The organism is Inquilinus limosus, assembly GCF_051487185.1.
Lineage (GTDB): Bacteria > Pseudomonadota > Alphaproteobacteria > DSM-16000 > Inquilinaceae > Inquilinus > Inquilinus limosus_F.
In genome coordinates this window covers 16,664-41,537 of sequence record NZ_JAHVDK010000044.1, presented here as the reverse complement: position 1 = coordinate 41,537, position 24,874 = coordinate 16,664, and the positions used below count along the sequence as shown (strand labels likewise).

Annotated in this window: 24 protein-coding genes and 1 tRNA gene; 13 read left to right on the top strand and 12 right to left on the bottom strand. The window is 68.4% G+C overall.

Features of this window, described 5'->3' with window-relative positions; genetic code table 11:
* Window positions 1-175: 175 nt before the first annotated feature.
* The gene (locus tag KXR53_RS33440; protein ID WP_437379955.1) at window positions 176-544 is read right to left on the bottom strand and encodes a type II toxin-antitoxin system VapC family toxin; all 369 of its coding nucleotides are present in this window, start codon (window positions 542-544) and stop codon (window positions 176-178) included.
* On the bottom strand, window positions 541-738 hold the full coding sequence (locus KXR53_RS33435) for a type II toxin-antitoxin system VapB family antitoxin (protein ID WP_437379954.1): 198 nt from the start codon (window positions 736-738) through the stop codon (window positions 541-543). The genes KXR53_RS33440 and KXR53_RS33435 overlap by 4 nt, the downstream gene beginning before the upstream one ends.
* A gap of 151 nt (window positions 739-889) precedes the next feature.
* Here KXR53_RS33435 and KXR53_RS33430 point away from each other — a divergent pair, with 151 nt between their 5' ends.
* The 4 genes from KXR53_RS33430 to KXR53_RS33415 all read left to right on the top strand — a co-directional run bounded on the left by KXR53_RS33430 (window position 890) and on the right by KXR53_RS33415 (window position 4,894).
* Complete coding sequence (locus KXR53_RS33430) at window positions 890-2,407, top strand: AlkA N-terminal domain-containing protein (protein WP_437379953.1); 1,518 nt, start codon at window positions 890-892, stop codon at window positions 2,405-2,407.
* Window positions 2,400-2,933, top strand: a complete 534-nt coding sequence (locus KXR53_RS33425; protein ID WP_437379952.1) for a methylated-DNA--[protein]-cysteine S-methyltransferase — start codon at window positions 2,400-2,402, stop codon at window positions 2,931-2,933. Before KXR53_RS33430 ends, KXR53_RS33425 begins: the two co-directional genes overlap by 8 nt.
* 24 nt (window positions 2,934-2,957) lie before the next feature.
* Complete coding sequence (locus KXR53_RS33420; protein WP_437379951.1) at window positions 2,958-3,776, top strand: isocitrate lyase/PEP mutase family protein; 819 nt, start codon at window positions 2,958-2,960, stop codon at window positions 3,774-3,776.
* A 131-nt stretch (window positions 3,777-3,907) separates the two neighbouring features.
* Complete coding sequence (locus tag KXR53_RS33415; protein ID WP_437379950.1) at window positions 3,908-4,894, top strand: hypothetical protein; 987 nt, start codon at window positions 3,908-3,910, stop codon at window positions 4,892-4,894.
* A gap of 49 nt (window positions 4,895-4,943) precedes the next feature.
* Here the strand turns inward: KXR53_RS33415 and KXR53_RS33410 are convergent, their stop codons facing one another.
* From KXR53_RS33410 to KXR53_RS33395, 4 genes are all read right to left on the bottom strand, one after another.
* On the bottom strand, window positions 4,944-5,321 hold the full coding sequence (locus KXR53_RS33410) for a DUF4180 domain-containing protein (protein ID WP_437379949.1): 378 nt from the start codon (window positions 5,319-5,321) through the stop codon (window positions 4,944-4,946).
* Between the two features lie 440 nt (window positions 5,322-5,761).
* Window positions 5,762-5,851 (bottom strand) — tRNA-Ser (locus KXR53_RS33405).
* 148 nt (window positions 5,852-5,999) lie between these two features.
* Window positions 6,000-7,526 carry an ABC transporter transmembrane domain-containing protein gene (locus KXR53_RS33400; protein ID WP_437379948.1) on the bottom strand — a complete coding sequence of 509 codons (1,527 nt, stop codon included), beginning with the start codon at window positions 7,524-7,526 and terminating at the stop codon, window positions 6,000-6,002.
* A complete protein-coding gene (locus KXR53_RS33395) occupies window positions 7,523-8,569 on the bottom strand; it encodes a hypothetical protein (RefSeq protein ID WP_437379947.1) in 1,047 nt (348 codons plus the stop codon). The genes KXR53_RS33400 and KXR53_RS33395 overlap by 4 nt, the downstream gene beginning before the upstream one ends.
* Before the next feature lie 77 nt (window positions 8,570-8,646).
* Between KXR53_RS33395 and KXR53_RS33390 the strand changes: the two genes are divergently transcribed.
* The 7 genes from KXR53_RS33390 to KXR53_RS33360 all read left to right on the top strand — a co-directional run bounded on the left by KXR53_RS33390 (window position 8,647) and on the right by KXR53_RS33360 (window position 15,706).
* On the top strand, window positions 8,647-9,051 hold the full coding sequence (locus KXR53_RS33390) for a hypothetical protein (protein ID WP_437379946.1): 405 nt from the start codon (window positions 8,647-8,649) through the stop codon (window positions 9,049-9,051).
* 1,027 nt (window positions 9,052-10,078) lie between these two features.
* Window positions 10,079-10,789 carry a septal ring lytic transglycosylase RlpA family protein gene (locus KXR53_RS33385; RefSeq protein ID WP_437379945.1) on the top strand — a complete coding sequence of 237 codons (711 nt, stop codon included), beginning with the start codon at window positions 10,079-10,081 and terminating at the stop codon, window positions 10,787-10,789.
* A 47-nt stretch (window positions 10,790-10,836) separates the two neighbouring features.
* Complete coding sequence (gene tmk, locus KXR53_RS33380) at window positions 10,837-11,469, top strand: dTMP kinase (RefSeq protein WP_437379944.1); 633 nt, start codon at window positions 10,837-10,839, stop codon at window positions 11,467-11,469.
* Window positions 11,466-12,554, top strand: coding sequence for a DNA polymerase III subunit delta' (locus tag KXR53_RS33375; RefSeq protein ID WP_437379943.1), 1,089 nt, complete (start codon window positions 11,466-11,468; stop codon window positions 12,552-12,554). The genes tmk and KXR53_RS33375 overlap by 4 nt, the downstream gene beginning before the upstream one ends.
* A 42-nt stretch (window positions 12,555-12,596) precedes the next feature.
* On the top strand, window positions 12,597-14,150 hold the full coding sequence (metG, locus tag KXR53_RS33370; RefSeq protein ID WP_437379942.1) for a methionine--tRNA ligase: 1,554 nt from the start codon (window positions 12,597-12,599) through the stop codon (window positions 14,148-14,150).
* Window positions 14,150-14,944, top strand: coding sequence for a TatD family hydrolase (locus KXR53_RS33365; RefSeq protein WP_437379941.1), 795 nt, complete (start codon window positions 14,150-14,152; stop codon window positions 14,942-14,944). Before metG ends, KXR53_RS33365 begins: the two co-directional genes overlap by 1 nt.
* Before the next feature lie 3 nt (window positions 14,945-14,947).
* The gene (locus KXR53_RS33360; protein WP_437379940.1) at window positions 14,948-15,706 is read left to right on the top strand and encodes an MBL fold metallo-hydrolase; all 759 of its coding nucleotides are present in this window, start codon (window positions 14,948-14,950) and stop codon (window positions 15,704-15,706) included.
* A gap of 40 nt (window positions 15,707-15,746) precedes the next feature.
* On the opposite strand, the gene KXR53_RS33355 is transcribed toward KXR53_RS33360, so the two are convergent.
* Window positions 15,747-15,992, bottom strand: coding sequence for a hypothetical protein (locus KXR53_RS33355; RefSeq protein WP_437379939.1), 246 nt, complete (start codon window positions 15,990-15,992; stop codon window positions 15,747-15,749).
* Window positions 15,993-16,168: 176 nt separating this feature from the next.
* Between KXR53_RS33355 and KXR53_RS33350 the strand changes: the two genes are divergently transcribed.
* Complete coding sequence (locus KXR53_RS33350) at window positions 16,169-16,648, top strand: hypothetical protein (RefSeq protein ID WP_437379938.1); 480 nt, start codon at window positions 16,169-16,171, stop codon at window positions 16,646-16,648.
* 23 nt (window positions 16,649-16,671) lie between these two features.
* Window positions 16,672-17,712, top strand: a complete 1,041-nt coding sequence (mgrA, locus tag KXR53_RS33345; protein ID WP_437379937.1) for an L-glyceraldehyde 3-phosphate reductase — start codon at window positions 16,672-16,674, stop codon at window positions 17,710-17,712.
* Here mgrA and treF read toward each other — a convergent pair.
* The 5 genes from treF to KXR53_RS33320 form a co-directional block, all read right to left on the bottom strand.
* A complete protein-coding gene (gene treF / locus KXR53_RS33340) occupies window positions 17,709-19,382 on the bottom strand; it encodes an alpha,alpha-trehalase TreF (protein WP_437379936.1) in 1,674 nt (557 codons plus the stop codon). The genes mgrA and treF overlap by 4 nt on opposite strands.
* Before the next feature lie 60 nt (window positions 19,383-19,442).
* Window positions 19,443-20,870: a glycoside hydrolase family 15 protein gene (locus KXR53_RS33335; protein ID WP_437379956.1), complete on the bottom strand. Its 1,428-nt coding sequence runs from the start codon at window positions 20,868-20,870 to the stop codon at window positions 19,443-19,445.
* Window positions 20,871-21,046: 176 nt separating this feature from the next.
* On the bottom strand, window positions 21,047-21,271 hold the full coding sequence (locus tag KXR53_RS33330) for a hypothetical protein (protein WP_437379935.1): 225 nt from the start codon (window positions 21,269-21,271) through the stop codon (window positions 21,047-21,049).
* Between the two features lie 69 nt (window positions 21,272-21,340).
* Complete coding sequence (locus KXR53_RS33325) at window positions 21,341-22,636, bottom strand: glucoamylase family protein (RefSeq protein WP_437379934.1); 1,296 nt, start codon at window positions 22,634-22,636, stop codon at window positions 21,341-21,343.
* The gene (locus KXR53_RS33320) at window positions 22,633-24,486 is read right to left on the bottom strand and encodes an ABC transporter ATP-binding protein/permease (protein ID WP_437379933.1); all 1,854 of its coding nucleotides are present in this window, start codon (window positions 24,484-24,486) and stop codon (window positions 22,633-22,635) included. Before KXR53_RS33320 ends, KXR53_RS33325 begins: the two co-directional genes overlap by 4 nt.
* Window positions 24,487-24,874 lie beyond the last annotated feature (388 nt).

Genomic DNA, 24,874 nt, shown 5'->3' with positions numbered 1-24,874 from the left:
GCGGCGATCGGCCTGCCCGGCGTCGACCCCTTCGTCGCGCCGATCCTCTACGCCGTGCCGGTGCAGCTCCTGGCCTATCACACCGCCGTGGCCAAGGGCACCGATGTCGACCAGCCCCGCAACCTCGCCAAGAGCGTCACCGTGGAGTAAGGGGCGCCCCCCCTTTCCTTCGGCGTCACCCTTCGTCCCACGCGAGGCTCAATCGTTCGGCGACGCCGGACAGGCGCTTGTCACGGGTCCACAAAGCCGACCCTGAGGTCAGCCGAGTCGCGGCCAGAAGATGAACATCGACGTAGCCGATCCCCGACCCTGCCAATGCGTACCGCTCTATGAACGTCAGCACCTCGGCGTCGGTGGCAACGGCGGCTTGTGGCAGATCCTGAAGTGCCGAGAGGATGGTTTGGCGCTGCCGCAAATGTCCGAGCGCGAGTTCGCCGATGACGAAGGGATGCGCCAGTACGCGGCTGGCATCGAGCAGGGCCGCGACCTTCTCATCCCCGGCCCGCAGATGATCGACCCAAACCGACGTATCGATGAGGATCATGCAGGCTTGGTTCGCCGGCGCGGCGCGGTTTCGAGCTCGGGCTCGCTTCCGCCGAGGCGTGCGAGGCGGCGCGCGCTCTCCCGCTCGATCAGGGCCTTCAGCGCTTCACGGACCAACGCGGATTTTTCCTTGAGGCCAGTGAAGGCCTGGGCTCTCGCCACAAGCTCGTCATCAAGGGCAATCGTTGTCCGCATCACATCGTCTCCCATGGAAGGGCACGATAATAGCATCATCTGATGCCGAATTCAGTGCCATAAAGGGCGGAGGCTTCGAAATGAATCCGGTTCCGCCAATCATGTCCGAAAATCGCGAGCGCGATCGGAACGAACGTGACATGGTCGGGGCATGGACCCGCTCGCGCTCGACCCCGAAGCCTGCTATCGCGCCCTTCTGACCCGCGATCCGCGGTTCGACGGGCGCTTGTTCGTCGGCGTCACCTCGACCGGCATCTATTGCCGCCCGGTCTGCCCGGCCCGGCCGGCGAAGTTCGAGCATTGCCGCTTCTTCGCCTCCGCCGCCGCGGCGCAGGAGGCCGGGTTCCGGCCATGTCTGCGCTGCCGGCCGGAGACGGCGCCCGATCTCGCCTCCTGGCGCGGCACCTCCAACACCGTGTCGCGGGCCCTGGCGCTGATCGCCGACGGCGCCTTGGACGGCGAGGCGGGGGTGGAGGCACTGGCCGAGCGGCTTGGCCTCGGCGGTCGCCAGCTGCGCCGGCTGTTCCGGCAGCATCTCGGCGCCACGCCGGTCGCAGTGGCCCAGACCCGGCGCGTGTTGTTCGCCAAGCAGCTGATCCAGGAGACGCGGATGCCGATGGCCGAGGTGGCGTTGGCCGCCGGCTTCGGCAGCGTGCGGCGGTTCAACGAGACCTTCCACGACCTGTTCCGCCGCCCACCCAGCGCGCTGCGCCGCCGGGCCTGGGCCGGGCTGCCGGTCGATTCGGTCGCCGCCGGCGGCGTCACGCTGCGGCTGCGCTACCGGCCGCCCTATGACTGGCCGGCGATGCTGGCCTATCTGCAGGCCCGCGCCATCGCGGGGGTGGAGCAGGTGGAGGGCGGCGTCTACCGCCGCAGCGTCGCCGAGGGCGACGATCTCGGCACCGTCGAGGTCCGGCACGAGCCGGCGCGCGACAATCTGGCGGTGCTGGTGCGCTTCCCCTCGGTGCGCGCCCTGCCGAGCATCCTGGCCCGGGTGCGGCGCGTGTTCGACGTCGGCGCCGACATCGAGGCCATCGGCGCCCACCTGTCGCAGGACCCGTTCCTGGCGCCGCTGGTGGCGCAGCGGCCCGGCCTGCGCGCCCCCGGCGGCTGGGATGGGTTCGAGCTGGCGGTGCGCGCCGTGCTCGGCCAGCAGGTCAGCGTCGTCGCGGCCCGGCAGCTCGCCGGCCGGCTGGTGTCGATCTGCGGCGCCGAGGTGCCGGAGGCGGCGCGGCTGAACCCCGCCCTGTCGCGCGCCTTCCCGTCGCCGCAGCGGGTGGCCGCGGCCGATCTCGGCGCGCTCGGCATGCCGGGATCGCGCCGGGCGACACTGACCGCCCTGGCCGAGGCGGCGATCGCCGACCCGCATCTGTTCCGCCCCTTCGGTACGGTGGAGGAGGCGATCGCCCGGCTGCGCCGCATCCGCGGCATAGGCGACTGGACGGCGCAATACATCGCGCTGCGCGCCCTGCGCGAGCCCGACGCCTTCCCGGCCAGCGACATCGGCCTGCTGCGCGGCGCCGCGAACGGGGCTGGCGTCCGGCCGACGCCGGCCGACCTGCTGCAGCGGGCGGAGCCGTGGCGGCCATGGCGCGCCTATGCCGCCCAGCATCTCTGGGCCGCGGATGTGGTGCCGGCGCAACGGATGTCGGGAGCGAAGCATGGCTGAGGCGCTGGTCTTCGACCGCATGCCGAGTCCGCTCGGCGAGCTGCTGATCGTCGCCGACGACGCCGGCCGGCTGCGCGCCATCGACTGGGCCGGGGAGGAGAGGCTGCGCGAGCGGCTGGCCCGCAGCCTCGGCCGCGACGACTTCACCTTGGCGCCGCAGCGCAATCCCTTCGGGCTGACCGCGGCGCTGCAGGCCTATTTCGCCGGCGACCTCGCCGCCATCGACGCGCTGCCGGTCGAGACCGGCGGCACGCCGTTCCAGCGCGCGGTCTGGACGGCGCTGCGCGGCATCGCCTGCGGCACCGCCGTGTCCTATGGCGAGATCGCGCGGCGGATCGGCCAGCCCAAGGCCGTGCGTGCGGTCGGCCTGGCCAACAACGCCAACCCGATCCCGATCGTGGTGCCCTGCCATCGTGTGATCGGCGCCGACGGCTCGCTCACCGGCTACGGCGGCGGTCTCGACCGCAAGCGCTGGCTGCTTCAACACGAAGGCGCGGGAAGCCCGCAACTGTCCCTCGCCATCTAGCTCCAACCTGGAAGAGGAACACCCATGACCGCCACCCGTCAGGCCGAGGCCCTGCAGCAACTCCGCCGCCTGCACCAGGACGGCATCCTCCTGCTCGCCAATGCCTGGGACGCCGGCAGCGCCCGGCTGATCGAGAGCCTCGGCGCCAGGGCCATCGCCACTACCAGCGCCGGCGTCGCCTGGGCGCATGGCTATCCCGACGGCGACGCGCTGCCGCTCGACCTGCTGGTCGCCACCACGGCCGACATCGCCCGCATCGTCCGGGTGCCGCTGACCGTCGATGCCGAGGGCGGCTACGGTGCCGATCCGGCCGCGGTCGGCGAGGCGGTGGCCCGTCTGATCGGCGCCGGCGCTGCCGGCATCAACATCGAGGATGGGGCCGGCACGCCGGACCTGCTCTGCGCCAAGATCGAGGCGATCAAGCGCGCCGCCGCCCGCAGCGGCCAGGACGTCTTCGTCAACGCCCGCACCGATGTCTATCTGCGCGGCCTGGCGCCGGAGGGCGGCAAGGTCGCGGAGGTCCTGGCCCGGGCCGAGCGCTACCGCGCCGCCGGCGCGGACGGGCTGTTCGTGCCGGGTGTGACGAAGCCCGAGGAGATCCGGGCGATCGCGGCCGGGACGCCGCTGCCGCTGAACGTGATGGCCCGCCCCGGCCTGCCCGGCGCGGCCGATCTCGCCGCCCTCGGCGTCCGCCGCCTCAGCGCCGGCGCCGCCATCGCCCAGGCCGTGCTCGCCCGCACCGCGGCGCTGGCGAAGCCGTTCCTGCAGGACGGTGTTTCCGATCCGGTCGTCGCGGAGGCAATGCCCTATCCGGAGATCAATGCGCTGATGGCGGGGCGGTGAGAACAGCACGCCTGCGAAAGGGCTATGCCGTCGAGGCGGCCGCTTGGCATTATCGTGAACACCGCCTGAACGGACGGTAGTGCCGGCGGAGGCCGTGCGACGGTCGAGGAAGGGGAGTGAGGGGCGCGGTCGTGTTTCCCTGGATTGCGGCTGTCCTCCTCGGCGCGCTGGTGCCCGCCGCGGTCTCCGCGGGATTCTTCCAAACCATCGCGTTGCTGCCGGTCACGTTTGCCGTCACACTCGGCCATGCGGTCCTGTTGGGGCTGCCGATTGCGCTTCTCTATCGCGCAAAGCGCTGGCAGCGAGGCAGCCTCGCGATCGCGACAGGCTTTCTGATCGGGGCGATTCCCGCCGGCATCCTTACGTGGCCGATCCGCCCTTCGTCCCGCTCGACGATGACCGTCAATGGTGTTGTCACCATGGTCGACGGTGTGCCGACGCTGGCCGGCTGGATCGAATACCTCAGATTTCTCGGTGTGGCGGGAAGCTTTGGTGCGCTCGGCGCGCTGGCCTTTTGGCTCGTTCTCCGCTGGTCCGGCGCGCTGGATGAGGCAACGCGGGCCTTAGCCGGGCCTGAACGGAACAACCGCTTGGCATTCTGGCTCACCGGTGTGGCGGTCGCTGCATCGGTTCTGGTTGCCATGCTCCCCAGCCTCACCAGAGATCGGTCGTGCCATAACCTGACGAGAGATGGTCGCGGCTCCGTGACACCGATGATCAATCTCGACCTCGACATCTCGATGGCCGACTGGCCGAGACTGACCCAGGTGATCGAGACGTTCGGGGCATCGCGCGGCATGTCGTTCCGGAATGCGAGTAGCAGCCGGCCAGGGACCGTCGAGGTTTTGAGCCTCAGCGCCTGCACCGACGACGGGCTCAATATCATCATCAATGAGCAGCGCTGGGCTCCGAACGACTATGTTCCGGTCCCGCCCGGTCGAGGGGTCAGGATCAGTGTCTTCGATCTGTGGGGCGATGGGGATTGGCGGCCGTTGGCCCAGGACCTTGTCATCGCACTCGATACCGAATGGCACGGAAAGCTCCGCTCCGTGGACAAGGGTGGCCGCTTGAGGCCCATCCTTCCAGGCGTGGATCCGCTGGCAACTCCACCTCCATAGCCGCCGGATCACACTCGCGATAAAGGCCGCTGCTCGAAGGCCCTTGCGCTCAGACCCCGGCGCTGCCGCCGCCGAGCCGGGCCACCACGCTGGCCAGGCTGGGCTCGAACCAGATCTCGTTGCCGCGATTGGCTTCCCGCACCCAGTCGCGCAGGGTGGCGCTGGCGGCGAGATGCTGCGAGATGTCGCCGATGACGGCCAGCTTCAGCCGGTGGTTGACAGCCTTCTGGGCGAACTCGCCGGCGACGCCGGTGCGGAGCTGGAAGAAGGCCGGCCCGAGGCGGGAAACCGGTACGGCGATCACCGAGGCACCCGCGGACAGCGCCTCGCCGATCAGGTCGGCGGCGCGCTGCGAGCTGTCGATCGCCGGCCCACCCGCGTCGCAGGACAGGATCGTCTCGTCGCCGCTGTGCAGCAGTTCTGTCATCGGTCGGTCCCGGGTTGTTGCTGAGGCTCACGCCGGCGCCTTGCGCCTCCTCGTGCATGATCGGACAGCAGCAATTCCTTCAATGTCGGTCTCGCCTGGCTTTGCGGCCTCCGCCAATTGCCCATTTGGGCCTCCCTTTCAGGCGTCGAAGTCTTGACCCGTCATTGCGAGCCCCGAAGGGGCGTGGCAATCCAGCGGCACCGGCCCCTGGATCGCCACGGCGCTGCGCGCCTCGCGATGACGGGAATGGGCCGGAGGGTCTTTCTCGAAGGCGTTCCGACCAGTAGCCGCGCAGGCCCCGCTTCGCCTTCTTCTCGAGCCATCTCCGCGGCTGCCATCCCAGCTTCATGGCCATTGCTCCGTCGTGACGCAGCGGCAGGAATGGGGCGTGGGCACCCGCCCACTTCGTGGCCTGCCCCCGAAGAGCCGAAGGCGCAAGGTGGCGGAAGGGGTGGGATTCGAACCCACGGTGACGTCGCCGCCACGCCGGTTTTCAAGACCGGTGCCTTAAACCGCTCGGCCACCCTTCCGGACCGGCCGCACCATACGAATTTGCCTCGCCGGTTTCAAATCGCTTCGCCTTGATACTGTCTAGAGCCGAAAGTGCCCTGTCGCCCGCCCGCAATCGCGCTGGAGCAACCCACCACCCGGGTTTGGCAAGCGGGAGCCAGGTGAGTCTCATTTCGTTGGGCCAAGCGCCGCACCCGTATACCCGCCAGGCATCAACCAGAGCCTCGTTGCGGGGTGAGTGCGGGCCCAAGCGGCGATGCATGAATCAGGCAGGTTCACGACAATTACCAGCAAGCCCGGGCGCCCCAGCGCTGCGCGCAGAACGGCAAGGCGGGTACGATCGGCCTCCGATAGATCCGCGGCCCCCTCGGCAATTCGACGGTCCAAACCGCCAAGACCCTCAAGGATAGGGCCAAGGCTCTGTACGGCCAGCCTGTTGCGAATAGTCTCATCGGAAGGACGGTCTAATACGCCAAGCGTCAATGCACGCCGTATGCTTCCGCGCAAAACCGGTGGCGCTGGACCGATGACGGCGACGCCGCGACGGAGACTTCCCAATGTCAGCCGTTCAATCGGCTGCCCTCCGAGCGCAACTCCATTTACAGGCGCCTCTTCGTGGCCGGTTAAAATCGGCACGATCGACCACGACGCTGGTTCAGAGAGATAGCCGTCTTCGCCCGGCCGTAATGTCAATGGGGGTATGTCAGGAAGCGCGAGAGCAAGCGACAGAGGACCGCTCCCTAGTCGAAGGTTGCGGAACGAATCGGCACGGAGAGGGCGGGCGAGAGCCGCTGCCAGCTTGGCATGCGCCGTGCGGAAGGCGGCGAGGTGGTTTACGACTCCCATCGCCTCACGCAAGGGATACAGCGACAGGCCAAGAGCCGCTAATGCTGCTGCAATCGTTCCCGAGGCCATCCCGGTGTGCGATCCATGGATAAGGATCACGGCGGCGGCCATTCCCGCGAGTGCCTCAGGCAGGCCGTGCAGCGATTCGGCTAAAGCGACTCGCTCAAGAGCCACGTGCCGCAAGGCAGCACTACGCTTCCTGATGAGTCGTAACTCGCGTGTGCGGCGCCCGAGTGCAGCCAGTTGTGGGGCGAGCGGCAGCCTTTCCGTCAGGTCCGCCGCCAACTGCGCCCTACGCGCCCGCAACAGCCTATGCGATGCCGTTAGACTGTTGCCTCCAACCAAAAGCGCCACAAAAGCCGCGGCCGTCATTGCCAAGCCGGTCCACCCAAAAGGCGCTGCTAGCCAGAACAACACGCCCACGGCGGCAGGCAACAATGCGGCCGCTTGCACAAGTCGCGGCAAACCAAGGCCTGGCCAATTCTTCAACGCAGCCAGATCACCGACAAACCGCATCGCCATATGGCCAGTCCTTCGCTTCGTCAGCTCCGAGGCGGCGGTTCGACTGGCATGGTCGAACAGAGCCAGCCGTACGTCATGGGCATAGTCCTGACCGAGATCTTCAGCCAGCGTGCTGAACAAGGGGCGTAATACAGCCATCGCCACCCCTGCGCCCACCAGCCCACAGAGCACGGAGGGTGGAATCTTCCCCGTCGCGTCGAGCCAGGAGAAGGCCGCCCTTGTCGCGAAGGCCGTGGAGGCCAATGCGACCGCCTGAGCGAGCGCCGCTCCAATCAGACCTGCGAACAGCATCCGCCGCCGCCCTGAGAAGAGTAGCGGCGCCTTCATGCCGCACTCGCAACCCTCTGCGCGCCGATCTGCACGGCGAAGCGGTTCGCTTCCGCTGGATCCAGAAGCTGTGACCGATTGATCACAGGAACGCCCGTGGCGGCCAACGCCTCGGCGGAAGCCATCGGTGAGCAAGACAGAAGGCCGGTTAGCGCCAATGGGCGCACCCCGTGACGGGCCAACTCCGACACACCACCGGCCGCCGCCACGGCATCCCCACAGGCAAAGATGACACCCGAGGCATATGTCTGGAACCCCGGGTCAGCGATCAGCGCCGCCGTCTCCCGCTGGAATACGCCATCGGCAATCTCCATCACTGCCAAATCGCAGCCCGCGCCTTCGGCGGCGGCCAATAGATCCCTGATGCCTTGAGCTACGCGCGCCAACGGCTCGCGGTAGGTCGTCACCATGCCTGCATCGGTAAAATCGGCCACGAAAGTTGAGCCGGCATCTAGATAGTCGTTAAAGTCGCCGAATGATCCTGTTCCCGTGCCCTTCAAAGTCGCCACGCGCCATCCCGCTAGCGTCAGACCGTGTGAAAGGGCGACTGTCGCCGTAGTCTTGCCGGAATTCATCGCGGTACCCAAGACGACGATTGCCGGCAGCAAGGGCATGGCCGCCGCACGAGGCAAGGCAAAATTCATCGTGTCCAGCACCCGCCCATCGGCGGCGGTTACCCGTCCAAGGGGCTGCACCCGGGTCGGCGGCTTGATGCGATCATTGCGGTGCATCATTCGCCCCAAGCATCCACCGCCCGCCAGCATGTCACAGCCTTTGGGATCGATCTCGGCAACCCCTTCGAACTGGTCCGGGGCATAACGCGCACCGCAGGGCATGACGATTAGATCGCCGGGGTAGAGGGTCGAGGGCCGCCCGGACACGAGCTGCATCCGGCCGTGCTGTCCGATGGAAATCACCTGCCCAAGGATGAGCTGCCCAGGGACCACCTCATCCCACCGCTGGTCAATGTCAGTCGCAAGGGCAGGGGGCGCACGCCGGGTGGAGAAAGCCCATTTAGCACGGTTGAAGAGATGCTTACTCATAGTCGTCTCCTTTGGGTTAGTGCTTATCCGCAGACTTGGGCAGCGAGGCCGGCGACCCGGGCGCATTGGGGGAAATCGTGCCCGCAGCCGGGCAGGACGGTAAGGCTCAGGGTTGGAACGATCCCGCGCGCGTGCGCAGCGCTCTTGAAAGCGGCGGCAAATGCATGGGCACGGGCTATGCGATCCCGGCCTTGCGATACATCTACACGTCGGTCCCGCCGGAGGGCGGGGTCTCGCAGGCGGTCGTCTTCGCCTACATAGAGTCGAAGCGGGAGCTTCAGGAAGGTTGGAAGCTGCGCCCGCATCAAACCCGCTATATCCGGTTCGCCCAAGGGAGCAATCTTGGCTTCAGTTCGCAGTCCCATGGGAAAGGGCACGGTATCGTCCGGCAAGCAGTACCAGCCGGCAGCAGCTGCATGGAGCGCCGCTACGCACTGCGGATAGAGCATCGCAAATCGGTGCGCGAGCTGCGCGCCACCTGAAAAGCCGAAGAGGTCGACTTTGCTGGTATCTGCCAGCCCCATCGTCCGCAACCGGGCGAGAAGCGCCAGCAAAGGCTTGTCGGGCCTCGCACCGCCGATCCGCTGAAACACCGGCCAGTCACCCGGCGGAAACCAGGGAACGATCAGCACTCGCCCGGCGGCGGCCGTCAGCGGAGCAAACGCTGTGGAGAGTGCGTCCGCGGCGCGCGAGATCCCGTGCAACGCTAAAAGCGGGGGCACCGAAGGCTGGGGCCTGGACGGCACGAAAACGTCGGCGCGCAGGCGTCCCTCAGGCAATTCTACCCAAAGGCGTGTCGTCGTGGGCTTCCTCTCTCCGCAGGCCAGCATCGCCGGATTGTCAAGACTGCGCATCGTGGCCCTCTCGTCCCGTTGAAATCGGAAGAAGAACGGGCGGGTCCCCGGCGTATTTCACGAAACTTTTGTGACTAGGTTTCTCATCCCCCTCGCCCGAAGGAATCAGCGCCATGGTTATTCGCTGCGACCGTCCGCTTTCGCATCGATCGCGCGATCCGAGAACGCCGGCAACGTCCGACAATTGAAATCGTGGGTTGTCGGATTTCGCAGCGAACCGAGGCGGTTACGGCCCGTGCTGTCGAACCGATCTGCACGCCAATACAACTTATGAGGGCAGACAGAAATACCCAGAAATACTCACGACAAACCAGCGCCGCGGACCCGTCGCCGCACAGGCGCCCAGCACATGCTCAGATATGACGGGCCCAACCCAGACGAATATGCTGGACCATTGACCGGATGTTGTGACATACGGTTTGACATGACTGCCGAACCGATCCCGACCCGGTCCGGACGCCGTTCTTTTTGCGTGAAATTCAGCCGCAGGAAGTCGGATCGTCGGCCGGGGCTCGCCGTCGTTGCAGCCATCGGCGTGGCGCTGGCCGCCACCGGATGCGCTCCTTCCCAGCCGGGCAAGGGCAGCATCGCCGAACGGCCCGTTCTCCCGCGACCCGCCGATCCGGGTGTCGTCACCATAGACGGCGTCCGCTACGTGGCGCGCACCGATCGCGAGGCGGTGCAGGTCGGCACCGCCACCTGGTACGGGCCCGGCTTCCACGGCCGGAAGACCGCCAACGGCGAACGCTTCGACAGCGGTCTGGTCACCGCCGCGCATCGCACCCTGCCGATGCCCAGCCTGGTCAAGGTCACCAATCTCGACAACGGTCGGACGCTGATCGTCAGGATCAACGACCGCGGGCCGTTCGTGCGGTCGAAGATCATCGATGTGTCCGCCCGCGGCGCGGAGCTGCTGGGCTTCCGCGGCAACGGCTCGGCCCGGGTCAAGATCCAGGTGCTGGAGGAGCAGTCGCGCCTCCAGGCGCTGCAGCAGCAGCGCGAGCAGACGCGGAAGAGCCAGGTCGCCTCGGCCGGCAGCCTCGACGACCTCCGCGACACGCCCTATATCGCCGTGCCGCCGGCGCCGCCGGTGCCCGACCGCCTGCCCGAGATCGTCGGCAATGTCGAGGACGAGGCGAAGCCGAAGCCGTCCGGCCTGTTCGTCGCCGCAGCCAAAGCCACCCGAGCGCAGCAGGTGGCCGCGGTGTCCGAAGGCCTGCGCCGCTTCGGTCCGGTCTCGACCGCAGCCGCTCTCGGCGCGATCGAGCTTCGCGTCGGCCCCTTCATCGACCCCAAGGCGGCATCGACCGCCTTGAAGCAGATCGCCGCCGCGGGCTATTCCGGAGCACGCATCGTCGCCCAGTGACCCCGCCGGTTCGCGGCGCGACGAAGCCGCAACCGAGGACGGATCGCTTGGGCACGCGCGGATACTTCATCACCCTGGAAGGCGGCGAAGGCTCGGGCAAGAGCACGCATGTCCGCCGGCTGGCGGCGGATCTCGCCAAGCGCGGCATCGAGGTCGTGGCCACGCGCGAGCCCGGCGGCTCGCCGGGGGCGGAGGCGATCCGCAATCTCCTAGTCAAGGGCGACACCGACCGCTGGGATCCGGTCACCGAGGCGCTGCTGCATTTCGCGGCCCGGCGCGACCATCTGCGCGTCACCGTGCGTCCGGCGCTGGACCGCGGCGCCTGGGTGGTCTCCGACCGCTACGCCGACAGCTCGCTGGTCTATCAGGGGTGGGGCATGGGCGTGGACCGCGCCAGCCTCGACGCCCTGGTCCAGATCGCCACCGACGGGCTGAAGCCCGACCTGACGCTCGTGCTCGACGTGCCGGTCGAGATCGGCCTCGCCCGCGCCGGGGCCCGCCGCAGCGGCGAGGACCGCTATGAGCGGATGGGGGAGGCACTGCATCAGCGCCTGCGCGAGGGGTTTCTGGCCATCGCCGCGGCCGAGCCGGAGCGCTGCATCGTGATCGACGCCAGCGGCACCGTCGACGAGGTCGCGGCCGCGATCCTCGCCGCGGTCGAGGCGAAGTTCGGGCTGTGAGTGTCGATTTCCCCCTGCCGCGCGCCAATCCGCGGCTGCTCGGCCACGAGGCGGCGGAGGCCGCCTTCCTCGACGCGCTGCGCGCCGGCCGGCTGCCGCATGCCTGGCTGATCACCGGCCCGCCCGGCATCGGCAAGGCGACCTTCGCCCATCGCGTCGCCCGTTTCCTGCTGTCCGGCGGCGGGCCTGGCGCGCAGGGGCTGGATCTGCCGGCCGACCACCCGACCTTCCGCCGCGCCGCCGCGGCCGGCCATGCCGACCTGCTGACCATCGAGCGCAATGGCGGCGGCGAGGAGGAGCGCCGCCGCCGCAGCCGCGAGATCCCGGTCGAGGAGATCCGGCGCATCGAGCCGTTCCTGCGCCTGACCGCTGCCGAGGGGGCCTGGCGCGTCGTCATCGTCGACCAGGCGGAGGCGATGAACCGCAACGGCGCCAATGCCCTCTTGAAGATTCTGGAGGAGCCGCCGGCCCACGCCATCCTGCTGCTGACCTGCGGCAATCCCGGCGCGCTGCTGCCGACCATCCGGTCGCGCTGCCGCCATCTGGCGCTGGAGCCGCTGCCGGACGCGACCGTGGACCACCTACTGGCGGAGCATGCCCCCGATCTCGATCCGGCGGAACGGGCGTCGCTGGTGCGGCTGGCCGAGGGCAGCATCGGCCGGGCCACGTCGCTGCTCGAGGAGGGCGGCCTCGGCCTCTACCGCGACATGCTGGCGCTGCTGGACGATTTCCCGCGGGTCGATTTCCGCGCCGTGCACAAGATGGGCGACCGGATCGGTCCGGTGCAGGCCGATTCCAGCTGGCGGCTGTTCACCGAGCTCCTGGTCTGGTGGATGGAGCGGCTGGCCCGCGCCGCCGCCCGCGGCACCGCCCCGGCCGAGATCGTGGCCGGGGAGGGGGTGGTGATGCAGCGCGTGGTCGGCGCGCTCGATCGCGCCGGAGGCCGGGCGGGCGGCCTTGATCGCTGGGTGGAGCTGTGGGACAACACCCGCCGTTTGTTCGCTCAGGCGGACGGGTCCAACCTCGATCGGAAGCAGGTTCTCCTGCAGGCGTTCATCGGCATCGAGCGCGCCTGCAACACCTGACCGACGCCGCGGTTCGGGCCACAGCACGGGAAAGAGGCCGCGATGTCGGCGCCGAAGTCATTCTACATCACCACGCCGATCTACTACGTCAACGACAAGCCGCATATCGGCCACGCCTACACGACGCTGGCCTGCGACGTGCTGGCCCGGTTCAAGCGGCTGGACGGCTATGACGTGCATTTCCTGACCGGCACCGACGAACACGGCCAGAAGGTACAGAAGGCGGCGGAGCTGGCCGGGGTGGACCCGCAGAGCTTCACCGATCGGGTCAGCCAGAACTTCCGCGACCTGGCCGCGGCGATGAACTTCAGCAACGACGACTTCATCCGCACCACCGAGCCGCGCCACATCAAGGCGTCGCAGGCGATTTGGGAGGCGATGAAGGCCAATGGCGACATCTATCTCGGCGGCTATGCCGGCTGGTACTCGGTGCGCGACGAGGCGTTCTACGGCGAGGACGAGCTGACCGTCGTCGACGGCAAGCGCATCGCCCCGACCGGCGCCGAATGCGAATGGGTGGAGGAGCCGAGCTACTTCTTCCGACTGTCGGCCTGGGGCGACCGCCTCTTGGCCTTCTACGAGGCCAATCCCGACTTCATCGCGCCGGACTCCCGCCGCAACGAGGTGATCGCCTTCGTCAAGTCGGGGCTGCGCGACCTCTCGATCAGCCGCACCACCTTCAACTGGGGCGTCAAGGTGCCGGGCGACGAGGCACACATCATGTATGTGTGGGTCGACGCGCTGACCAACTACCTCACGGCCGTCGGCTATCCGGACGCGGCCTCCGAAACCTTCAAGCGCCGCTGGCCGGCCGACCTGCACATGGTCGGCAAGGACATCCTGCGCTTCCACGCCGTGTACTGGCCGGCCTTCCTGATGTCGGCCGGGCTGGAGCCGCCGAAGCGCGTCTTCGCCCATGGCTGGTGGACCAATGAAGGCCAGAAGATCTCGAAGTCGCTGGGCAACGTGATCGACCCGCTGGAGCTGGTCGAGACCTACGGGCTCGACCCGGTGCGGTATTTCCTGCTGCGCGAGGTCTCCTTCGGCCAGGATGGCGACTTCTCCCGCCGCGGCATGATCCAGCGCACGAATGGCGAGCTGGCCAACGGCTTCGGCAACCTGGCGCAGCGCGTGCTGTCGATGATCGCCAAGAACTGCGACGGCAAGGTGCCGCAGCCCGGCAGCCTGATCGACGTCGACCGCGCGCTGCTGGCCCAGACGCCGGATCTCCTGGAGACGCTGCGGCGCGACTTCGACGTCCAGGCCTTCCACCGGGGCCTCGACGCGGTCTGGGCCGTGGTCGGCGAGGCCAATCGCTATGTCGACGAGCAGGCGCCCTGGGCGCTGCGCAAGACCGACCCGGCGCGGATGGCGACGGTGCTGTGGGTGCTGGCCGAGACGGTGCGGCGCCTGTCGATCCTGATGCAGCCGGTGATGCCGCAGTCCATGGCGAAGGTGCTGGACCAGCTCGCTGTCGCCGCCGAGGCCCGCGGCTTCGACCGGCTCGGCGACGACCACGCCCTGGTGCCCGGCACGCCGCTGCCGAAGCCGGAAGGCGTGTTCCCGCGCTATGTCGAGCCGGAGGCCGCGTCCTGATGCTGATCGACAGCCATTGTCACCTCGATTTCCCCGATTTCGCGGCGGAGATCGACGACGTGGTCGGCCGTGCCCGGGCGGCCGGGGTCGGCTGCATGCTGACCATCTGCACCCGGCCGGACCGGCTGCCGGCGACGATCGCCCTGGTCGAGCGCTTTCCGGCCCTCTACGGCGCGGCCGGGGTGCATCCGCATGAGGCGAAGGATTTCACCGAGCTGTCGGTCGAGCGGATCCTGGAGCTCGTCGCGCATCCGAAGATGGTCGGCATCGGCGAGACCGGCCTCGACTACCATTACGGCCTCAGCCCGGTCGAAGCGCAGCAGGAGAGCTTCCGGCGCCATATCCGGGCGGCGCGGATCGCCGACCTGCCGGTGATCGTCCACACCCGCGAGGCCGAGGCCGACACGCTGCGGATCCTGGCGGAGGAGGGGCGGGGCGGCGACCGGCCGCCGTTGCGCGGCATCATCCATTGCTTCAGCGGCACGCGGCAACTTGCTGAAGAATCAATAAAACTCGGGCTTCATATCTCCCTGTCCGGGATCGTGACCTTCAACAGGTCCGAGGACATCCGCGCGACCGCCAGGGACTTGCCGCTCGACCGCATCCTGGTCGAGACCGACGCACCCTACCTGGCGCCGGTGCCGAAGCGGGGCAAGCGCAACGAGCCGGCCTTCGTCGCCCACACCGCCCAGCGCGTGGCCGAGCTGCACGGGCTCTCGAGCGCCGATTTCGCTCGAACGACGAGCGACAACTTCTTTAGCCTGTTCACGAAGATCCCGAAGCAAGAGGCCTGAAGGATGCGCGTGACGGTGCTCGGCTGCGGCGGTTCGATGGGCGTGCCCATGGTCGGCGGCATCTGGGGCAGCTGCGATCCCGCCAATCCGCGCAACCGTCGCCGCCGCCCGTCGATCCTGGTGCAGAGCGACAGCGCCACCGTTCTGGTCGACACCTCGCCGGACCTTCGCGACCAGCTGCTCGACCATGAGGTCAAGCGGGTCGATGCGCTGCTCTACACCCACGCCCATGCCGACCACATCCATGGCATCGACGACCTGCGACCGCTGGCGTTCAAGCAGCCGATCAACGCCTATATGGACACTGCGGTGCGGCAGGAGCTGGAGGAGCGCTTCGGCTACATCATGACCTCGGTCGAGATGGACCGCGGCTTCTACCACCCGTTCCTGGTGCCGCATCTGCTGGACGGGCCGTTCCGGGTCGGCGACATCGACATCCTGCCCTTCGAGCAGGATCATGGCCGCGTCGTCTCGATGGGCTACCGCTTCGGCCGCTTCGCCTATTCGACCGATGTCGTCCGCCTCGACGACCGCGCCTGGGCGGCGCTGGAGGGGGTGGAGATCTGGATGGTCGATGCGACGCGGGAGGAGCCGCATGTCTCGCACGCCCATCTGGCGCTGACGCTGGAGTGGATCGAGCGGCTGAAGCCGAAGCAGGCCTATCTGACCCACATGAACCACCAGATGGACTACGACCGACTCTGCGCCCGCCTGCCGGCCCACGTCCGGCCCGCCCATGACGGCCTGGTGATCGAGATCTGAAAGGGCGGGGCGGCGGTCCGGCGCCGCCCCGGCAGGCCCATCAGCGGCGCGGCGGACGGCGCGGCTGGGTTGGGTTGGCGGCCTGGGCCGCGGCGGCGCGCTCGGCCAGCGCCAGCTCGGTCTTCAGCTCGGCGATCTTGCGGTCCATGGCGGCCCGCAGCGTCGGCGAGACATGGGAGCCCATGCGGGCGCGCTGGTGCTCCAGCTCCTGCAGCTGCTTCTGCTTTTCCTCGCGGTTCCGGCGAATCGGGGCGCCGTCGGACCGCTGTCCGTCGAAAGAACGCATAACTGACCCTACGCTGGGTTTCGAAGGGATGCCTGGGCACGGCCCCGGGGCCATGCCGCATCAGCGGAAGCGCTGGCCTAACCGATCCTGGGGTGATCGTGCAAGCTGGTATGTCGCCCGCCCCCGCGCTACGGTCGCTCCCTTATCATCGTCGGACCGGGACGGAGAAGGCAGCCGTGCAGCCATCGACACGCAGCTCGCGAATCCGGCGCATCGCGGCCGCCGCGCTGGCGATCGGGCTCCTTGGTGCGACGCCGGCCGCCGCCGAACCGAAGGAGCACCGCTTCCGCATCGTCGACGAGCTGGGGCCCGACCAAGTCGAGGAGCTGATCGCGGTCGGCATCGACGGCCGGACCATCGGCGTCCTCCACGTCACCAAGGACGATCCGATCGCCGAGCTGCAGGTCAAGGTGCCGGCCCGGCGGACGCTGCACTACGAACTGTGCGGCTTTCTTATCGTCGAGACTCCGGAGGGCCGCCGCCAGCAGCGCCCGATCAACCACACCGGCACGATCGAGAATGCGAACGGGCGCGAGCTGCGCGCCTTCAACCAGAACAACGAGATCTTCTTCCTGCAGGACGGGGCGCCGCAGGACCCCGACGCCGCGAAGACCACGATCCTCGGCACCGGGCAATGCGCCCAGCCGGTCGCCTGACGCCAAGACAGAGGACAGAACCCATGCAGACGCCCTGGATCGCCGATGCGGCGCGCTACGACACCGCCCGCTTCCGCCGCTGCGGCCGCAGCGGGCTGCAGCTGCCCGAGATCTCGCTCGGCCTCTGGCAGAATTTCGGCGGGGTCGACCATTACGAGACCGGCCGCGCCGTGCTGCGCCGGGCCTTCGACCGCGGCGTCACCCATTTCGACCTGGCCAACAACTACGGCCCGCCCTACGGCTCGGCCGAGGAGAATTTCGGCCGCATCTTCGCTGCCGACTTCCGGCCCTATCGCGACGAGCTGCTGATCTCGACCAAGGCCGGCTACGACATGTGGCCGGGGCCCTACGGCAATTTCGGCTCGCGCAAATACCTGATCGCCAGCCTGGACCAGAGCCTCAGGCGCATGGGGCTCGACTATGTCGACATCTTCTACTCGCACCGGCTCGACCCCGAGACGCCGCTTGAGGAGACGATGGGCGCGCTCGACCACGTCGTGCGCCAGGGCAGGGCGCTCTATGTCGGCATCTCCTCCTACTCACCGGACGCGACGCGTCAGGCGGCGGCGATCCTGAAGGATCTCGGCACGCCCTGCCTGATTCACCAGCCCTCCTATTCCATGCTCAACCGCTGGATCGAGGACGGGCTGCTCGACACGCTGCAGGAGCTCGGCATCGGCTGCATCGCCTTCTCGCCGCTGGCGCAGGGCATGCTGACCTCTAAGTATCTGGAGGGCATGCCCGAGGATTCGCGGGCCAAGCGCGGCCGGTCGCTGCGGCCGGCGCTGCTGTCGGAGGGCAACATCGCCCGCATCCGGGCCCTGAACGCGATCGCCGAGCGGCGCGGCCAGACCCTGGCGCAGATGGCGCTGACCTGGGTGCTGCGCGACCCGCGCGTCACCTCGGCCCTGATCGGCGCGCGGTCGGTGGCCCAGCTCGACGACAGCCTCGACGCGCTGAAGGGGGCGCCGCTGACCGCCGAGGAGCTGGCCGAGATCGACCAGCACGCCCTCGATGGCGGCATCGACCTGTGGCGGGCTTCCTCGACCGCCAAAGCAAGCTAAGGAGCCCGGCGCGAGGGCAGGGCCTCCGGAGCGGCGGGCGGCGGGTTGTCGTTCGCCGCGGTCAGGCAGGCGATGTCGCCGCCGTCCGCGGTGGAGAGCTGCGGATACAGCGCCAGCAGCCGGCGCAGCACCCCGTTGGTCCAGCCGAAGCCGTCCTGGTTGGGATACTCCCCGCCGCCGGCGCCGCGGCCGGTGTCGGCGACGTCGTATTTCTCGGTCAGCTTGCCGGTCTCGGCATAGACGCCGACGACCCTCTCGGCCCAGCGCCGGGCGACGGTCTCGGCCAGGGCGTCATGGCCGTAGCGCGCCAGGCCGCGGATCGCCAGCCATTGCAGCGGCGCCCAGCCGTTCGGCGCGTCCCATTGCTGCCCCGATTCCGTCTCGGTGGTCAGCAGGCCGCCGGGCGCGAGCAGCCGATGCTCCAGCGTCTGCGCGACGCGGCGGGCCTGGCTCCGATCGGCCAGGCCGAAGACCAGGGGGTAGGCCGTCGCCAGGGTGACCGTGCCGGTGCGCCGCCCCTCGCGCCAGAGATAGTCGGTGAAGACGCCGGCCTCCGGATCCCACAGCAGGCGCCGGACCGCCTCGGCGCGCAGCCTGGCGCGGGCCTCCATCTCCGCCGCGCGCTCCGGCCGCTGCGCCGCCGCATAGGCCCGGGCGAGCACGATCTCCAGCTCGGCCATCAGGCTGTTGAGGTCCGGCAGCAGCAGCGCCGTGGTGCGGATGCTGGCGAGGCTCTTGCCGTCGGCGAACCAGCGCGAGGAGAAGTCCCAGCCGCTCTCGGCCGCGGCGCGCAGGTCGCGATAGACCTCGGCCGGGGCGCGGTTGGTGGCCCGCGCGGTCTCGACATCCTCGCGGTAGGATTCGTCGCGCGGCTGGTCGCTGTCGTCCCAGTAGCGGTTCAGCAGGGTGCCGTCCGGCAGCCGCACCACGCGGCGATGGGCGCTGCCCGGCGCCAGGGAATCGGCGCCCTCCATCCAGAAGGCGTATTCACGGGCCAGGCTCGGCAGGAAATCCTCGTAGGTCGCGGCCGGATCGTCGCTGCTCTCGGCCACCAGCTCGACCATCGCGGCGAAGAAGGGCGGCTGCGACCGGCTGAGGTAATAGCTGCGGTTGCCGTTCGGGATATGGCCGTAGCGGTCGATCAGGCTGGCGAAATTCGCCAGCACGTCCCGCGCCAGACCCGACCGGCCGCTTTGGATCAGGCCGAGCATGGTGAAGTAGGAATCCCAGTAATAGACCTCGCCGAAGCGCCCGCCCGGGACGACATAGGGGTTCGGCAGCGGCAGCAGCGATGAATACGGGTCGGGGCTGGCCGGCGGCCGCTTCAGCACGTCCCACAGCGCATCGATATGGCGGCAGACATCCTGGCCGGGAACCGTGCGGTAGCCGCTGTCATGCGCCGCCGGCGGCGTGAAGTACCGGCGCACGAAGGCCGCCAGGTCGAAGCCGGCCTTGCCCTTCTCCTCGGCATAGCGGCGCAGGATCTCGCGCGGCTCTGCCTTCGGCTCGGCATCGACGAAGGTCTTGCCGTCGGAAAAGACCCGCTGCAGCTGCACGTCCCGGAACAGCTCGCCATAGATCTGCGACGGCGGCTGCTGGGCCAGGCCGGGCAGGGCGACCAGCCAGAGGCCGAGCAGAAGCAGGACGGCGCGGGCGCGGGAAAGAGCCATAGGACGATTCTCCGGCCTGATGACAGGAACATAGGGCCTGTCCGCGGCCCGGCCAGATCGTCAGGCCCGCATCGCCTGTCGCCGCGCCTGGACCGCGGTGATGAAGCCGGCGTAGCTCCAGCCGAGATGCCTGGCCGAGCTCTGGGCGCCGGTCGCGCGGTCGAACTGCTCGGACAGGGCGCCGTCGGCCGGGGTGAAGGCCCGCACGGTTTCCAGGAAACCGTCGCCGCGGGCGAGGAAGGCGGCAGCCAGGCGCCGGCTGTCGAGCTCTTCCGTCCGCGGCTCGGCGCCCAGCGCCCGGGCAATGAAGCCGCGATTCTCTTCGGTCAGCGTAAAGTCTGCGCCGGCTGCCAGCGCCGCGGCCAGACGGTAGTGGAACTCCGCCGCCGCCAGGGTCGCGATGTACCAGGCGCCGCCGCCGTAATAGTGGTCCTCGCGGTGGCGGCCGAGGGCCGGGGAAGGGCGCCCGGCATTGATCGGGAACAGGCCGGCGAACAGCGCCTCCAGCGCCGCGAGAGTGGCCTGAGCCTTCGGGTCGAGAACGCTGTGCGGCCCGGACGGAAGGCCGGCATGGAGCACGCCGAGGATGACGGCGATGTCGAGATCGCGGCCCGGCGCGCCGGACACCGCCGGCAGCAGGCTGGCATAGGCGCCGGCCTCGGGCCGCCAATGGGCGTCCAGCGCCGAGGACAGGGCCGCGGAGGCCTCTCGGCACCGCGCGGCGGTGTCGGCGGTGTCGCCCTGCGCCTCCAGCCATCCCGCGCCCCGGCGCAGCGCCACGCATTGCACGACCCGCGTGTAGTAGTCGTGGCCCAGGCTGTCTTCCCAGATCTCGAAGCTCGGCTCCGGGTGATGCGCCAGGGTGAAGGCGAGGTCGATGCGCAGCAGCTCGGCCGCCTTGCTCCGGGCGACCGGGTCCAGGCCGTCGAGGTCCAGGCAGCGCAGCAGGGTCAGGGCGCGCAGCGCCGGGCCGTCATGCTGCGGCCGCGACCAGTTCAGGATGTCGAGCGTGCCGTCCGGATTGACTCGGACCTCGCCCCAGATCCGGTCGCCGGCAACGCCGCGCAGATCGGCCTCGGGCCGGACATGCTGCACGAAATCCGGGTCGACACCTTGCCGTGGGTCGCCTTTGGCCAGCACCTCGGCGCCGGTCAGACCGCGCAGGTCGAGGCTGAAGCGGATGAAATCGCGGATGAGGCCGGCGTCGGAGGCCGGCCGGGCGCCGTCGGCCACCAGGATCCTGAGCGCATCCATCACCAGCGCCGAATCCCGGAACCAGTGGAAGAAATAATCCGGGTCCGGGTCATAGGCGCCCATCACCGGCGAGGCCACGATCGATCCCGGTTTTGGTTGGATGCGCTGGCGGAAGGGCGGGCGCTCCTTCACCAGGTGCGTGGCGGAGACGCCCAGGGTCAGGTTCCGGGCGGCGACGGCGTATTGCCGCTCGAGCCATTCGGAGAAGGCGCGGTCCGTCGGACCGGATGTCATCGGCACCAGCGGCGGCTCCAATTGAGATCAAAGATGAAGATTTCGTGATAACCATTAATGTCATTGCCGAATTTGATCCCGAAATCCAAATGACATCGACATTCTCTGGATGCCCAGGTCACGCTCGGGCATGACAGTTCAAAATTCAGCAGTTCGATCCAGGCGTGACGAAGCGATCAAGCCTCGATCAGGCCGAGACGAGTCTCGATCCGGTCGAGCCGCTTCTCGATCTTGTCGAAGCGCACGGAGTGCTCAGCCAGAACGACCTCGATGCGTGCGGTATTGATCTCGAGCCGACCGACGCGCGCGGTCAGGTCGTCCAGGCGGTCATGAAGACGGTCCATCCCGGTGCGGAGATGCCGGAGATGTTCTAGGACGAGGTTTTCGGTCTTCTCGTTCATGGCGCGAACAGTGTAGCAGAGTTTCGGGAGGAAGGGCGATGACGGCGGGAGAGGCCGCCCCTCGAACCATCACCGCCCGCCCAGATGCGGGCTTTCGAAGCCGAGGATGCGCAGGCCGCGCTGCACGTCCGGGTCGCTCATGAACAGGCGCCACAGCAGACCGCTGCGGTGGTTCTCGATCATCGCCACGATCGGCCCCTGGTCGATGGCGAGATAGGTGTCGGCCACCCAGCCGGCCTGTTCGGAAAAGGCGTCGACGAAGCCGTATCGGTCCCAGATGCGATCGCCCAGCTTCTCATAGAAATGCCGCAGCGCCCGCATCGAGTACTCCGGCGTGTAGGGCATGCTGGACAGGGCCGCGGTGGGGGTGATGACGCCGAGGTCATTGTCCGGCGCATGCGCCGAATAGCCGCCCGGGGTGTCGCTCGCGGTCAGGCCCCAGCACTCCGGACCGTAGCCCTTGAAGCCGTTCGGGTTGCGCACGCAGTGCTCGTAGTTGATCAGCGTGTGCCGGCGGTTCTGCTCCCAGTAATCGGCGTACTGGTCCTTCAGGCCGCGCGGGTCGAGGCCGAGGAAGGAGTAGTGGGTGAAGAACAGTGGCCCGCCATAGGGCATGCCGAGAGGCAGCTCGATGCCATAGTAGCTGCGCTGGCTCAGGAACCAGCGGCCGACGGCCCAGCCGCGGTGATAGACCTCGGCGTCGATGGCGTGGCGGGGCGAGGCCGCGGCCAGCACATAGGCGATCAGGCACTCGTTCCAGCCGCGGATCTCGTGGCCCATGCCCCAGCCGTTGTTGGCGCCCCAGTGCCAGTACAGGACGTTCAGCCCGCCGCGCGTGTACCAGTTCCACTCGGTCTCGTTCCACAGCCAGCCGATATGGTTGCGCAGCTCGGTCTCGGCGGCGGTGTCGCGATCGAAATACCGGCGGGCGCAGAGCAGCCCCTGGAACAGGAAGGCGGTCTCGACCAGGTCGCCGCCGTCGTCCTTGCGGCTGAACGGCACGGTGGCGCCGGTGCGGCCGTCGAGGAAATGCGGGAACACGCCGTGATGCGAGGTGGTGCGCTCGAGATGGCGGACGATGGTCATCAGCCGCTCGACCGCCGCGCCGCGCTCGATCCAGCCGCGCTCGGCCGCGACGATGATGGCCATGATGCCGAAGCCGGAGCCGCCGGTCGTCACCGTGTCGTTGGGCGCGCGGCCGGCGCGGTCGGTGCGGTCCGGGATCAGGCCGCTGACCGGGTGCGCCGCCTCCCAGAAGAAGCGGAAGGTCTGGCGCTGCACCAGGTCGAGCAGGGCGTCATCCGTCAGCGCCGCGCCTGTTTTTCGGGTAGAGGCGCGGCGGGCCGGTGCCGGTCGTTTGGTCATTCCATCGGGTCTCGGTGGTGGAGCAGGGGGGCGAAGCCGGCCGAGGACGGGATCGCCCGCTTCGGCGGCCGGCCGATGAGGATCCGGCGCTGGCCCGTGACCTCGTCGGTCATGTGCAGCCGTAGGACGCGGGTGTAGAAGCCGTTCTTGACCTCGCGCCGGGCGATGGTGATCACCGCCGTCTCCGGCAGCTCCTGCTCGAAGATCGACATCGCGGTCTTCCGCCGCTCCTCATCCAGCGCGTCGACCATTTCATCGATGAACACCCATTGCGGCTTGTGCAGCAGCAGCCGGGCGAAGGTCAGGGTCTGCAGCTCGTCGCTGGTCAGCTCCTTGTCCCAGTTCCTGACCTGGTCGAGCGAGATCTCGTGGTGCCCCATCTCGGTGCGTCTCAGCGCGGCGCAGACCTGCTCGTCGGTGAAGCTGGCCGAGTCCTCGGGATAGGTCAGGGCGTCGCGCAGGCGGCCTGGCGGCAGGTAGGGCCGCTGCGGCAGGAACATCGTCTTTGCCTCGGGCGGCACCAGGATCCGCCCGGTGCCCCAGGGCCACAGCCCGGCGAAGGCGCGGAACAGCGTGCTCTTGCCGCCGCCGGTGCGGCCGACGATCAGGACGCGCTCGCCGGGCCGGATCTCGACCTTCTCGTCGTCCAGCACCGCCATGCCGCCGGCGGAGAGCACGCCCAGCTTCTCGAAGCCCAGCGTGTCGGCCGATCCCTCGACGAACTCGATGTGGCGCGGCTCGCCGTTCAGCGTCTCGAGCCGGACCAGGGTCTCGCGGAAGGTCATCACCCGCAGCAGCGTCGCCCGCCAGTCGGCGATGCTGCTGAAATTGTCGACGAACCAGCGCAGCGCCTGCTGCACCTGGATGAAGGCGCCGACCGCCATCATCAGCTCGCCGAAGGTCAGGTCGCCGCCGAAATAGCCGGGCGAGGCGACCAGGATCGGGGCGACGATGGTGAACCAGCCATAGCCGGCCGTGACCCAGGTCAGGTTGGTGACGGCGCGGACATAGCGCCCCATCACCGCGATGATGCGGTCGAGGTCGAGGTCGAGCCGCCGCCGCTCGTCGGCCTCGCCGCCGTCGAGGGTGATGCCGTCGACATGCTCGTTGACCCGGACCAGAGCCGAGCGCAGATCGGCCTCGCGGGCATAGCGCTCGGCATTGATGTCGATCAGCGGCCGGCCGACGCGCCAGCTCAGCCAGGAGGCGGCGGCGGCGTAGAGCAGGGCGCACCACACCATGTAGCCGGGAATCGACAGCGCCATGCCGTCAAGCCTGAGGACGATGCCCTCCGACAGGATCCACAGCACGCCGACGAAGCTGATCAGCAGCAGGGTCGATTGCAGCAGGCCGATGCCGAGATCGGTCGACAGCTCGGTCAGGTGGCGCGTGTCCTCGTGAATCCGCTGGTCCGGGTTCTCGCCGATCTCGCCGGCACCGGCCAGGCGGAAGGCGCGCTTGGGCTTCAGCCATTCGCTGAACAGGTCGCGCGTCAACCCGGCCCGCAGCCGCACCTTGAGCGTCTGGTTGAGCCAGGCCTGGGCGACGTTGAGGGCCAGCAGAACGCCGGCGATGACGACGAAGACCATGAGCTGGTGGATGAAGCCCATCAGGCTCTTCTGCGCCAGCGCGTCATAGAAGGGTTGGTTCCAGGCGTTCAGCCGGATCTGCGACGCGGCGGTCAGGGCGACAACGACGACGACGCCGGCGATGAGAACCAGGATCCGCTTCCAGTCGGGCGACGCCCGCAGCGTCCGGAACAGGGTCAGGAGCTGAGAAGGGAGACTCTGATTGACGATCGACTGCCCGTGACCAGCAGTCGTGTGCGACGCCTCGGGCGCCTGTGCCATTGAACCTGTCCGTTCCCTACCGCTTCTTGCGCTCCCCTTCGGGATGCTTGCGTTAATCATACCCCTATAGGTGATGTCGGTCGTGCATCGAATCGAGAGGTCAGCATTTGTGCGGGTTTGCGCGCCCATCACGACACCGATCCCGCATGGGCGGCGGTTCCGCCGCGGCAGACTCGGCGAGGGAGGCCCCCGATCCCACCAAATAGCCGGCCGGCACCCCACCGCACCGAAACGGTAGAACAAATTATCATCAAATCACTCGCATCGACAATCATCCCGCGTTCGATATTTCGTTTCCTCGAAACAAAGTGACCATTGCATTAAACAAATGACTGTGAAATCCGCCGAAAGGCTGAGCCTTCAACAAAACGATAACACAGGCTTCCAG

Coding starts and splice junctions, on each gene's coding strand:
- KXR53_RS33440 (WP_437379955.1), bottom strand. CDS start 544: ATGATCCTCATCGATACGTCGGTTTGGGTCGATCATCTGCGGGCCGGG.
- KXR53_RS33435 (WP_437379954.1), bottom strand. CDS start 738: ATGCGGACAACGATTGCCCTTGATGACGAGCTTGTGGCGAGAGCCCAG.
- KXR53_RS33430 (WP_437379953.1), top strand. CDS start 890: ATGGACCCGCTCGCGCTCGACCCCGAAGCCTGCTATCGCGCCCTTCTG.
- KXR53_RS33425 (WP_437379952.1), top strand. CDS start 2,400: ATGGCTGAGGCGCTGGTCTTCGACCGCATGCCGAGTCCGCTCGGCGAG.
- KXR53_RS33420 (WP_437379951.1), top strand. CDS start 2,958: ATGACCGCCACCCGTCAGGCCGAGGCCCTGCAGCAACTCCGCCGCCTG.
- KXR53_RS33410 (WP_437379949.1), bottom strand. CDS start 5,321: ATGACAGAACTGCTGCACAGCGGCGACGAGACGATCCTGTCCTGCGAC.
- KXR53_RS33400 (WP_437379948.1), bottom strand. CDS start 7,526: ATGAAGGCGCCGCTACTCTTCTCAGGGCGGCGGCGGATGCTGTTCGCA.
- KXR53_RS33395 (WP_437379947.1), bottom strand. CDS start 8,569: ATGAGTAAGCATCTCTTCAACCGTGCTAAATGGGCTTTCTCCACCCGG.
- metG (WP_437379942.1), top strand. CDS start 12,597: ATGTCGGCGCCGAAGTCATTCTACATCACCACGCCGATCTACTACGTC.
- KXR53_RS33365 (WP_437379941.1), top strand. CDS start 14,150: ATGCTGATCGACAGCCATTGTCACCTCGATTTCCCCGATTTCGCGGCG.
- KXR53_RS33360 (WP_437379940.1), top strand. CDS start 14,948: ATGCGCGTGACGGTGCTCGGCTGCGGCGGTTCGATGGGCGTGCCCATG.
- KXR53_RS33355 (WP_437379939.1), bottom strand. CDS start 15,992: ATGCGTTCTTTCGACGGACAGCGGTCCGACGGCGCCCCGATTCGCCGG.
- mgrA (WP_437379937.1), top strand. CDS start 16,672: ATGCAGACGCCCTGGATCGCCGATGCGGCGCGCTACGACACCGCCCGC.
- treF (WP_437379936.1), bottom strand. CDS start 19,382: ATGGCTCTTTCCCGCGCCCGCGCCGTCCTGCTTCTGCTCGGCCTCTGG.
- KXR53_RS33335 (WP_437379956.1), bottom strand. CDS start 20,870: ATGACATCCGGTCCGACGGACCGCGCCTTCTCCGAATGGCTCGAGCGG.
- KXR53_RS33330 (WP_437379935.1), bottom strand. CDS start 21,271: ATGAACGAGAAGACCGAAAACCTCGTCCTAGAACATCTCCGGCATCTC.
- KXR53_RS33325 (WP_437379934.1), bottom strand. CDS start 22,636: ATGACCAAACGACCGGCACCGGCCCGCCGCGCCTCTACCCGAAAAACA.
- KXR53_RS33320 (WP_437379933.1), bottom strand. CDS start 24,486: ATGGCACAGGCGCCCGAGGCGTCGCACACGACTGCTGGTCACGGGCAG.